This is a genomic window from Chitinophaga sp. 01L420 (assembly GCF_056399985.1).
This window is the reverse complement of record NZ_JBFTSK010000003.1, coordinates 291,505-302,848: the sequence shown is the minus strand read 5'-3', so window position 1 is coordinate 302,848 and position 11,344 is coordinate 291,505. Positions and strand designations below refer to the sequence as shown.

Below are 11,344 nucleotides of genomic sequence, written 5' to 3'. Positions count from 1 at the left end.
GAAGTATCATGCGCTCAATCCACTGATTGTCCGGGCATGGCTACTCAATCACTGCATATTTTAGTGCTCTACAATTGATAACAAAATCAGAATCAGGATCTTCCTCCAACTCTGTATCAAACATTAACGGAAAAAAATTGAAAATAACCTCATTATCCTTACAACTAATCAAGGCAGCATTAATAACGATACTTGACGCTTTTTTGTTTTCAATGAATCGAAAACTCAAAACTTCTTCAAATATAATTTAACTTTTTCCCATTCATAATCCTTCTCACTATTCATACAATTAATGATGATTTCAATTTTGCCCTTACCATTTGCAGAATGAACATTACTTTCAAATGAGAATCCGAGTACCAGAGCATCAGCAAAATTACCATACTTATTAATTATTTCTGCTATCATTGTAGTGACGATTATTTAATGATTATTGACCTAAAGGAACCGAATATTTTGCATTGGCAGGAATGGTAAGATATGGCTTCGGCACTAGATTAAAAGGAACATGATTTTCAGGTAAATGGCCACTGTCAATATTTCCGGGACTAGACCCCAGGTGTCCATGTCCTGATGTAAGTTTACCATGTCTTCCAAAATCAACCTGGTAAATAACTTTACCTTCAGCATTATATACATAATTTGAAACAGCATTTTCACCGTTACCACTAAGATTTCTATATACCATAGTATCTCCTAACTTTCCTGGTTAAAAAAAATATAAGCAAAACTGGTAAAATAATTGAAGGAAAATACATTATAAAATGCTGTATTTTAATGCTCCACTTATAATATGTTAGTAGTTCTAATATGGGATTAATTACAAATGCCATAGGGTAAAAGCTCGAATGTGGGAAGATAAGAAAAACTTCATAAATGCCAAGGAGTATAAGTATCACCATCATGGTCCATGTAATCTTATTTCTTTTCTTTATTAAGAACAAAATTAAAAGTGGTAACCCCAACTCTACGATTGAGCTCTTGGACATTGTTCCCAGGCTTCCGATACAAATGAGATAGACCTTACATAAAAAAATAAAAACCAGAAAAGAAATAACAGTTTTATAAAGAAATTGCATAATTAAATAGGACGGATTTTTGTATTTTATGTAGATGTATAAATCTCCTTATCCAACCTTTATTATATATTGCCAATCACGGTCATCTTGATCCCAAATGCTTCGCTTCTTATTGAATTTGGTATAGCTGACTGCTTCTTTATCCATATCCCCGAATAAAAAAAGATACCTGGAAAAGTCCACCTGATAATTTTTAAGTGCAACTTCAAAGAGGAATGGTGCTGTCCATTGCTCAGTAGTTCCTCCAATTTCCCTTAAATAAGGTAACCCTCCCATTTTTCTTGTAAGGCTTACCTTATATTTCGTATGTAACAAAAGGCTTTCCTCAAAAAAATTAATTAAAAGATCCAATCCAGACTATTACCACTCCAAAGCTTATTATCCTTCTGCTGTCGTAAGTGGCTTAGCATTTCCCTCTTTTCWCTCCATTGATTAAAGTGTTCTCTATGGAATTCTAAAAAATTATAATTAAACAATGGATTTTTGCTATCAGTTGTTAGAAAACCCAGATTCAAATATTCATCAGGATTAGTTATTAATTGCTTGCATACAACACAAATTCTTGTCCTTTTAAATAAAGAATATTGCTTCAGAAACAAATCGATGTCCTTCAATTGTAGGCTATTCATTAAGCATGTAAGATGATACACTTGGTCATTAAAACTATATAGTGGGTCCAACTTATTTTGAATTTCATTAGGGAATGTAACTATTTGATCCGCAACGTTCAACACTTCCCAACAAAGATCACATTTTGTGCTCCCTAAAAAAACTAATGCCATATACTATTTATTTACCCCCAAATTTATATAACTGACCTCTTTCTAATAAGTAAGAACTTGAATGACCTAGTTGACCTAAAGCATTGATATCCCCAGGAGAAGGCCCCGTCGCATTTAAACCATAAGGATGTGAGTGGCCCAAAAGTCTCTGAATTTGACCTGGCTAAAAGAAATTCCTGTTGGCCCTTCGGATCTATCTGGTTCCACCTATCTGCGGATCAAGATTCCTATAAAACGCATCATACTGATTCATATCTAAATCAATCGTATGCTCTATCCCATTATACTCTTTCGTGTTCTTAAAGTAATTCGCCCCTTCAATGTGTTGAAACTAATCCCCGCCATCGTCAACCCAAACGGATAATAATGCGTCTCCTCAATAAGGGTGATGTGATCATTCCCTATCTAGCAACGATGCTATTCCAACCACTTGATAAATCTGAGTAAAGCGATTTGCATATGCAGTAAATGAATATGTCTTACCCGCATAATCGAACTCAATTTCGGCGTTGTCTCTAGATTGGCTCTTTTTGTCGTCAGTATAAACGATCTTGGCTCTAACTAAATAAACTTTTTCATTAAAAATGACGTCCTTCTTTGTCTTAGCATCATAATAATGCATTTCTACCTGAACACTATCTCCTTGACCATATTTAACTCCTTCATAGCCAGGGTATTGGTATATTCGACAGCCTGTCTTTCCGTTTATTTGACTGATGAAGTCCTTGTTTATGTCCATAGGAATAAATAACATTTGATTCCTTTGTTCAAATATGTATCCATATTTTTGTCGTAGAACACTAGACCTGTCCACAAAAAAAACTTTGTTGCAGGATGAATTAGCAATTAAACAGGTAAATAACAATAATGTATTTATAACTCTTCCAAAATTCATGGTAATAGCTATTGTGTTTGTGAATTTCTGTCAACGGTTACATTGATAATCGATCCAGATTGTAATTTATTATTAAGAATATAATTTCCCCAATTATTAAAATGGCTTGGGTTCATCTGAAGCTTATTATCAGGAAAGTGTCAAACTTAAACAGATGTAAATAAGCCGTAGGCAATACCTACGGCTTATTTACATCTGTTTAAATCAAAAGATAAATACGACACTATATTTGTATCATCTCAACCCTTTCGGCAAGTATCTTTATCTCACTGCCAGTAGACGAGGTTCTAATAATATAGCAATTCAATTTAACTCCATCATAAAAGCCTTTCCATATTTTATAAAAATTCAATAAATCTTCATCATCAGGAGGCGCGATATAAGCTGTATCTATTGACTCTCTGGCAATAATCCCAAAATTCATGGTTGCTTTAAATAAATAAACTTCCTTAAAGACAATCTTTGATTCTGGTTCATCATACCATTCAATATTCATCTCAACAATATCGCTAATGCCTGGATTACTTCGATCAATGGATATACATTTAAGCACAGAATCGTGCCAATAACAATCATCAAAATTCATAAAATACTTTATTAGTGAATGTTGCCAGTACCACCTAACCACCACGGCCATCTGTTTGGCTCCGTAATATGCTCTTTCCCCTCATCCTAATGAAAATGACTCTCATTGGGTCCTTTTTTTATTGGATGGAGTACCTGGATCAACTTCTGTTTTTACCCTTCCTCTCTGCAAAGCTAAGTTAGCAGTTCCATTACCAGTTAGCACTGTTCCAATTGCAGAAATCCCCATACCTCCCAGCGCCACTGGTACACTCACCTCTGCTGCCAGCCCTCCACTAGCCCCTGTCACGGTTAATGCTGTTCCTGTAATGGCCCCCCAAGTATTTGACCACCTTTACCGCCTATCGCAGCTCCAACATCAACAACATCTAATCCACCATTCCAACCTGTTGCAATTGAGGGATCTGAGATATTAACAGCTACTGCACTTCTAAAACTTGCTCCACTAAGATTATCAATAGTGCCTATAACTAGGCCCCCAACACCTCCTGCGATAGCTTTGCCCACCATCTTAACGAGGTTCCAATTAGGCGACCAGTCTGGCCACATGCCATCAGGATCTATAAATCTAATCGGATTATCAAACGCATAAACATAAGGACTCCACCGACGTCCTTTTTTACTTAGTGGATCTATTACCCACCAACGCCCCTTTTGGGGATCCTGCATCCTCGCCCCATAGTCATATAGCTCCAACCCACTTCCATCTCCAAACTCCTTACTCTACAATTCTTTCCCATTATACTTCAACCGATTCTTCGGATAATTCGTCCCCTTCAACGCGTTGAAACTAATCCCCGCTATCGTCAATCCAAACGGATAATATTGTTTCTCTTCCAATAACGAACAAGAAAAATATATTACATTGCAAACCCTGTAATTTTTCCGGTAGAATCTAAAGCATTAATACGATATATATCTCCATCAAACGAACTATATGTTGTAAGCATATAATTTTTCTTCTTGTAATCAAATTTAGTTATAACTTTCTGCTGAGATAGGTTATTATACGGCAAAGAATAAGTAAGTCTTACGCGAACGATATATATTTTCTCTTCCACCACAACTTCCTGATTGATACTACCGTCATGGTAATGCATATTTACAGTTAAGCTATCGCCTACAACATATTTAGCTCCATTATAATCACAGTACTGCCCTATCTTATAAGCACTACTACCAATAACCTGACTAATAAAATCGTTACCAGCATTCATTGGGATAAATAACATCTGATTGCTCTGCTCAAATATATAACCATCTTTGAAATAAAGCACCCTCGATTTCTTAGCTAAGAAAATTCTATTGCAGGAAATTAAAGAAACCAGGCATAGCAATAATGTTACTATTAGTTTTTTTCTCATAATTACTGTAGGCTTTGCGTTTGAGGATTTCTGTCCACTGTTACGTTAATGATGGCCGTGCTAAAAAAAGCGCAGACAACAATAGCGCAAATAATTCTTTTCATTGTCAAAAATTTATCTTGTACTGAGCACAGCATTTTAAGGCCCCTGGTCGATAAAACCGACATAAACAGGGAAAACATAAATTATAGATTGAGGTTGCACGAACCGGATCCCGGCCGTAAAAACGAAAGGTTCGACTTCTAAAAACCTTCCATAAAAACAAAATATTGTTTAACAATTATCTGGCAGAACAAGCACATATGAAGACTAACACATGATCACGACAAGAAAACTTGGTATAGATTCTATCAGGGATTATTGGTTTTAAAGATATGGATATTTTTTTCGCATTTCAATGCTATTGTTAAATTTAATTCATTAACGCTCAATTTTACGCTATCGACGCCATCTCTTTATGTAGATACCATAGCTATCGTTAACCGCTTATTTGACATTTGAGATAAGTCTAAACAAATGGACTACGCGCGTAACATGCTGCATTTATCATTTCCTCAAACAAAACCTCAATAAGTCATTGCGTTGCGCTGTCCAAAAAAATCTATTGAGACACTTGCAGTCACCGATTCTATCCAGATACCCATTCCTGCTATCCGCGAATATTCATGTATTTCAATTCCTGATAAAATATATTATTTTTACAACCAACTATCACACGACAAACTCCGATTAAAATCAGCATTATTATCATTATGGAAAACAACGTTAAAAAAGTATGGTTCATCACGGGCGCATCTGGCGGCTTTGGAAAATCATTTGCAGAATACGCCATTCAACAGGGCTACCAGGTAGTAGTTACCGCAAGGCGTCTGGATAAACTGGAAAGCATCAAAATGCTGGCCCCTGATCAGGTAGAAGCAATCAAGATGGATGTTAACAACAACGACGAAATAGCGGCCGCCGTAAAAGCGGTCATCGCTCGTTTTGGTCGTGTGGATGTACTCATCAACAACGCCGGCTATAGCATTGTAGGCGCCGTAGAAGAAACACCGGAAGCAGAGTTGCGTGCACTGATGGACACCAACTTTTTTGGTGCGGTAAGTGTAACCAACGCCCTGCTGCCCTTATTCAGACAGCAACAATCAGGTGCCATCGTTAACATCAGCAGTATGGGCGGACAACTATCCTTTCCCGGATTTGCGGCTTATTCTGCCTCTAAATTTGCGCTGGAAGGCCTCTCTGAAGCGTTGGCAGGTGAGATGGCTCCCCTGGGAATTAAAGTAATGATTGTAGAGCCGGGTCAATTCAAAACAGAACTGGCGGGTGCAGCCATGAAACACATGCCGGAAATAGCGGCTTACGAAAGTACCGTTGGCCCCACAAGAAATTTCGCCAAAACGATGCATGGCACACAGGAAGGAGACCCAGCAAAAGCAGCTGCGGCTATCGACAAAGCCCTGTCTGCGCCCAACACACCACTGAGATTACAATTAGGTGAAGATGCGGTTGTTGCCATTAAACAACACAGCGAAAACCTTTTAAAAGATCTGGCCGAGTGGGAGCAGCTGGCGGCGGATACGAAATTAAATCCTTAAATAGCAGATGACGGGAACATCTCTATGACAGTACAAAAAAGAGAAAAAGCGACATATCGCTTTTTCTCTTTTTTTTAACAGATATCAGAATTTATCCCAGAAAAGCCTGGTTGTTAATTTATCTCCACCAATACTGGCAGATGCTGCGGCATAGTTACCCGCATTCAAATTTTTCTCTGCAATCGGGTAGATATAACGCCTGGGAATATCATTGTAGGTAAGGTCTACAGGAACATTGAAAACAGGATAATCATATCTCCGCCACGCCAGCCAGCCTTCTACTCCGCGGTTATAAAATGCCAGGTATTGCTGTGTTCCTATCTTCTTTTTATAATCACCGGGCGCCTTATCATAGGCAACATTCGCCTGGTTGATATAGGAGTTATATTCTGCGTCCGTACATCCCCAATAAGCAAGAGAGGCCTTCACCCCATTATTATAATGCGTGATAGCTGTGCCAGGCACATTAAATCCTCTTTCTTTTGCTTCCGCCAGTAAAAACTCCGTTTCACTGTTATCAAATAAAAGTGCTTCAAAATCAGCGGCGGTAGTAGCCGGGTTAAAATGTGAGTAGGCGCCATACGTATTAGCGGAACCATATACGCCACCAAGGTAGCCGGCGTCTTTCAGGGTAAAAAATGCTTTTCTTCTCGGATCCTGCAAATTATTCATAATGTCAACGATCGTATTGGCAGGTACCCAATCAGTGCGTCCGCCCTGAACAACATCCGCCCATACAGGATTATTGTTCGGAGGGGCCACCATGTATTTTAACCGGGCGTTATCTGCGGCAGCTAATATTAATCCGCCTTTGTCTGCAGCAGCAGATTCTATTATTGTTTTGGCTTTTGTCTGGTCAACATCTGCCAACTGCAATCCAAGCCTTAATTTAAGACTGTTGCCAAATTTAATCCAGGCAGATACCGATCCGTTATAAATAATATCATTATTATTATCAAAGCCTGCTCCTTTGGCATCCAGCCCGCTGATGTCTGCATCCAGTCTTTTCAGTAAATCAGCAAAAATAACCTCCTGCTTGTCGTAAGAAGGTAACATGTTGCTGTTCTTCAATGCCTGTGTATACGGGATGTCACCAAAAGTGCTCACCAATATAGAATAAGTATACACCTGTAACATATCGATGATCAGCAGCTGATTGCTGACTTGTACCTTATCCGGATTTATTTCTCCCGGAATCAGCATTTTAGCTTCTTCAAGATCTTTCAACACATCGCGGTACATAGGATCCCAGAATGTATCCGGCACCTTTCTTTCCTGTAGCTTGTACTGGCTCTCCGTTGGATAGGTGGTTTGTGCCCAGTATTGCGCCATCAAACGAAATACATTGTTGAATACACTACTGTTGGTCATCGCATCTACAAGACTCTTTTGTGCAGCGGTAACCAGGGCGGCACCCGGTGCTATAGCTGCGCCTTTGGTGGGTGTGTTGAGATCTGTTTTGGTACAGGACAACAGCACTATTGTACATAACCCAAAAAATATGGTTGCTTTCTTCATGTTGTTAATTTTTTAGAATCTAAACTTCAGGTTAAAACCAAATGTCCGGGAAGTAGGATAGCTGCCGCCCATAAAGCCTTGCAGGTTGCCTGCTCCTAAATTATCTTCAGGATCGGCATAAGGAAGATTTTTGTGAATAATCCACAGATTGCGGGCGATGAGTGCCACATCAACTCCTTTAAACAGGTGTGTTTTTGATACCAATGTTTCCGGTAAAGAATAATTAATGGCTACTTCTCTCAGTTTAATATAGCTGGCATCATATATAAATTCTGAATGCGGACTTGAATTATTACCCAATCCTCGCTGCCCTGTGTAAGGCACTCTTTTCGTATTAGGTTTACTTTTACCATCGGCATCTACTGTAACACCCTGGTAAATAACACCACCATCAGGTCCTGTATCACGTACAGATTTACCCAGTTCATTCAGCCCCGTTGTATTGGGATATAAGCCGGCACCGGTACCATAAAACATATCCAGCGAGAATAACTGGCCGCCCTGGCGCATATCCACGAGGAAGCTCAGACTGATATCTTTATATTTAAAGCTATTGGTAATACCACCAATCCAGTCAGGATTAGGATTACCAATAACGCCATTACCACCTGTTTTATAATAGCCGTTATCTCCCACTACACGTTGTCCGCTTGCAGGATCAATAACAAAGTCAGTTCCCCTGATAACACCATATGGCTCGTTTAAAGAGGCGTTGAGGGAAATACCGCTCTGGTAGGTACCACCACCCAGCAATACATTGTCTATCCCGGCTGGCAACGAAAGCACTTTATTCCGGTTACGTGCCCAGTTGAGGTTTACCGTCCAGGAAAAATCGCGGGTTTTGATGGGAGTCGCGTTTACACTAACCTCTATGCCTTTATTTTCCACGTTACCGGCATTCACTACTTTACTGGTATAACCTGCAGCAGTTGATACCGGAGTGGCGAGGATCTGATTTACAGTATTGGTTTTATAATAGGTGATATCGAAGCCGAGGCGATTGCGGAAAAATGACAGTTCAAGCCCGCCTTCTGCACTCTTTGTCCGTTCTGGTTGCAGATCAGGATTATTAAGCCTGCCGGCAACAGAGAACAGCAGCGCATTGCCAAAAGGAGTAGGCTTATCGTAGGTGGTAAGCACATTTAAAGGCGGGGCATCGCTGCCTACCTCCGCATAATTTAATCTTATTTTACCCAGACTCAGCCAGGGTATATTTTTAAGTAGTTGTGAAAATACAAAGCCACCAGATACAGAAGGATAGTAATAAGTATTATTATTCGCCGGTAAGGTGGAAGACCGGTCCCTGCGTACAGTCGCATCCAGAAACAACATTTCTTTAAATCCCAGGTTAACACCAGCAAAAATACCATCTACCTGTGTTTCACTTAAAAGCTCTGTGGGAGCCTGTATCGGGTTTTTGGAATTGTCGAGCGTATACAAATCCGGTGCAGACAGTCCTCCGTTAGTCACCGCATAAATAGAGCTTATCTTGGTTCTGCGGATATTACTACCCAACAATCCTTTAACATTGAGATCCTTGGTAATATTCTTATTTGCGCTTAACAGGAGGTCGTAGTTATACTCACTAAACATGCGGTTGAAGCGGCTATAGGAAGAAACACCCTTGCTGCCAACAGCCACTCTTTCGTCCTGCATTTCACTGTAGGAGTCCAGTGAAATACGTCCCAAAACATCGAGCCAGCTGGTAACTTTATAATTCAAAGCGGCATTACCAAAATAGCGGTAACGTTCATCCGTTTCAAAATTTTTATAACGTGTCCAATAGGGATTGTTCTCATATAAGGGACTGGGATCGGTGATGCTTTTCCTGTTCCAGGTAGTATTTTTACCTGTATTGAAATAAGCTGCTTTCAGATCCATCATATCCACATTCAGCGCATAAAACTGCCGGAAGCTGCGCATAATGTTATTGGGATCATAGCCGGTACCATATCTTCCCTTCCCATTGGTAAAAGTGTAATTGATACTGCCGGAAGCGGTCAGCCGGTCAGAAATTTTATATGATGCACCAAAGTTCACCATATCCTTACCCAGCTTGCTGTTGGGCAGTATGCCCTTTTCAGATGTTTTGGTATATCCCAGTTTGAAATAACCATTATCTCCTCCACCATCTATTAAGATGCTGTTGTTAGTAGTAAGAGGGTTTTCATAAAAACTATTAGGGTCATGTTCCGGGGCAACAAAGGGTTGCGGTTTGCCATAGGTAGGAGAACCCTTGTAAAAAGACCGCCAGTCATATACCATTAAAGATGCATTATAGGGGGCACCATAAGAAGCATCTTCTGTCATCGGTGATATCAGGTCTTTTATACCATCCCCATTTACATCTTCATAAAAAAAATATCCATCAGGAGAACCGTAAACAACACTCTGAGGATCATAATACCCTTCCCCGAATTGTTTCTGATAAACGGGTAAGGTACTTTTGTCAACAGCACCAAAGGTGACGCCTGTATTTATAGTAATCCCCAAACCTTTCCGTCCTTTTTTGGTGGTGATCATAATAACGCCATTGGCTGCACGTGAACCATACAGCGCTGTTGCAGCAGCGCCTTTAAGCACGTTTACCGACTCCACATCGTCCTGGTTAATATCGGCGGCGGCGTTGCCATAATCGTATCCACCACGGCCCAGTACCTGCGAACCTGAATTCTTGTTTGAATTATCTACCGGCACCCCATCAATTACAAACAGCGCCTGGTTGTTGAAGGAAATGGATTTGCTACCTCTCAGCACAATGTTGGAAGAGCCTCCCATGGTGTTATTCTGACTCACCTGGAGTCCTGCAACTTTTCCGGAGAGAGAGTTGACAATATTGCTGGTTCTTGCCCGGTTCAGTTCTTCACCGCTCACTACCTGAGCAGAATAAGCCAGTTCATTTTTCTTCCTTTTCACATTCATCGCAGTCACTACGAGCTCTCCCAGATTTTTGGAGTCGGCAAGTAGCGTAATAGCTATGTTGAGCATACTGCCTACCACAATTTCACGTGGCTGGTAGCCAATACTATGCACTTGCAATACGGCATCGTTACCCGGCACAATGATGGAAAACCTGCCATCGTTGTCTGCCAGTACACCAGCAGTATTATTTTTTATCCTGATAGTGGCGAAGGAAACCGGAGCCCCGTCTTCTCCTGTAACTTTTCCCGAGACCTGGTGCTGCTGTGCATACACCAGGGTGGTACTCATTAGAAGTATTGCAATACAATACATAACCTTTTTCATACGTGTCGTATTTTTGTTTTGGTTTTTAAAAAGGTCTCCTCACTGTTGAGGCGATCGCTTATACATTTTAAGTCCGTGGTATTTCTAATATCAAACTATCTGAACGGGAACGTGTTTCCGTCCCTGGATAGCGCCAATAACATCTCATCCGGATAACAATCCTGACAGATGAGTTACCGGTAAAAATGGGGTGCTGTATGTACTTTTTGAATTCGTAGCACATGCCCGCAGGGATATCCGTTTTTCGTATCCTATTCGCGCGCACACGTTACCGCTGCCT

General features: G+C 40.2%; 10 protein-coding genes. 1 reads left to right on the top strand and 9 read right to left on the bottom strand.

All coding sequences use genetic code 11. The features are described 5' to 3' along the window. Positions 1-225: 225 nt before the first annotated feature. The 7 genes from AC1DP6_RS05215 to AC1DP6_RS05185 form a co-directional block, all read right to left on the bottom strand. A complete protein-coding gene (locus AC1DP6_RS05215; protein ID WP_477053880.1) occupies positions 226-408 on the bottom strand; it encodes a hypothetical protein in 183 nt (60 codons plus the stop codon). Positions 409-430: 22 nt separating this feature from the next. Further along, a complete protein-coding gene (locus AC1DP6_RS05210; protein WP_477053879.1) occupies positions 431-688 on the bottom strand; it encodes a hypothetical protein in 258 nt (85 codons plus the stop codon). Between the two features lie 439 nt (positions 689-1,127). After that, a complete protein-coding gene (locus tag AC1DP6_RS05205) occupies positions 1,128-1,430 on the bottom strand; it encodes a hypothetical protein (protein ID WP_477053878.1) in 303 nt (100 codons plus the stop codon). 825 nt (positions 1,431-2,255) lie between these two features. Further along, on the bottom strand, positions 2,256-2,600 hold the full coding sequence (locus AC1DP6_RS05200) for a hypothetical protein (RefSeq protein ID WP_477053877.1): 345 nt from the start codon (positions 2,598-2,600) through the stop codon (positions 2,256-2,258). A gap of 379 nt (positions 2,601-2,979) precedes the next feature. Further along, positions 2,980-3,342 carry a hypothetical protein gene (locus AC1DP6_RS05195; RefSeq protein WP_477053876.1) on the bottom strand — a complete coding sequence of 121 codons (363 nt, stop codon included), beginning with the start codon at positions 3,340-3,342 and terminating at the stop codon, positions 2,980-2,982. 290 nt (positions 3,343-3,632) lie between these two features. Next, positions 3,633-4,037, bottom strand: a complete 405-nt coding sequence (locus AC1DP6_RS05190) for an RHS repeat domain-containing protein (protein WP_477053875.1) — start codon at positions 4,035-4,037, stop codon at positions 3,633-3,635. 164 nt (positions 4,038-4,201) lie between these two features. Beyond that, positions 4,202-4,705: a hypothetical protein gene (locus AC1DP6_RS05185; RefSeq protein WP_477053874.1), complete on the bottom strand. Its 504-nt coding sequence runs from the start codon at positions 4,703-4,705 to the stop codon at positions 4,202-4,204. Between the two features lie 752 nt (positions 4,706-5,457). On the opposite strand from AC1DP6_RS05185, the gene AC1DP6_RS05180 reads away from it, so the two are divergent. Next, positions 5,458-6,300 (top strand): oxidoreductase, encoded by an 843-nt coding sequence (locus AC1DP6_RS05180; RefSeq protein WP_477053873.1) that lies wholly within the window; start codon positions 5,458-5,460, stop codon positions 6,298-6,300. Positions 6,301-6,384: 84 nt separating this feature from the next. On the opposite strand, the gene AC1DP6_RS05175 is transcribed toward AC1DP6_RS05180, so the two are convergent. Both AC1DP6_RS05175 and AC1DP6_RS05170 read right to left on the bottom strand, forming a co-directional pair. Next, on the bottom strand, positions 6,385-7,818 hold the full coding sequence (locus AC1DP6_RS05175; RefSeq protein ID WP_477053872.1) for a SusD/RagB family nutrient-binding outer membrane lipoprotein: 1,434 nt from the start codon (positions 7,816-7,818) through the stop codon (positions 6,385-6,387). Between the two features lie 12 nt (positions 7,819-7,830). Next, positions 7,831-11,064: a SusC/RagA family TonB-linked outer membrane protein gene (locus AC1DP6_RS05170; protein WP_477053871.1), complete on the bottom strand. Its 3,234-nt coding sequence runs from the start codon at positions 11,062-11,064 to the stop codon at positions 7,831-7,833. Between the last annotated feature and the right edge of the window lie 280 nt (positions 11,065-11,344).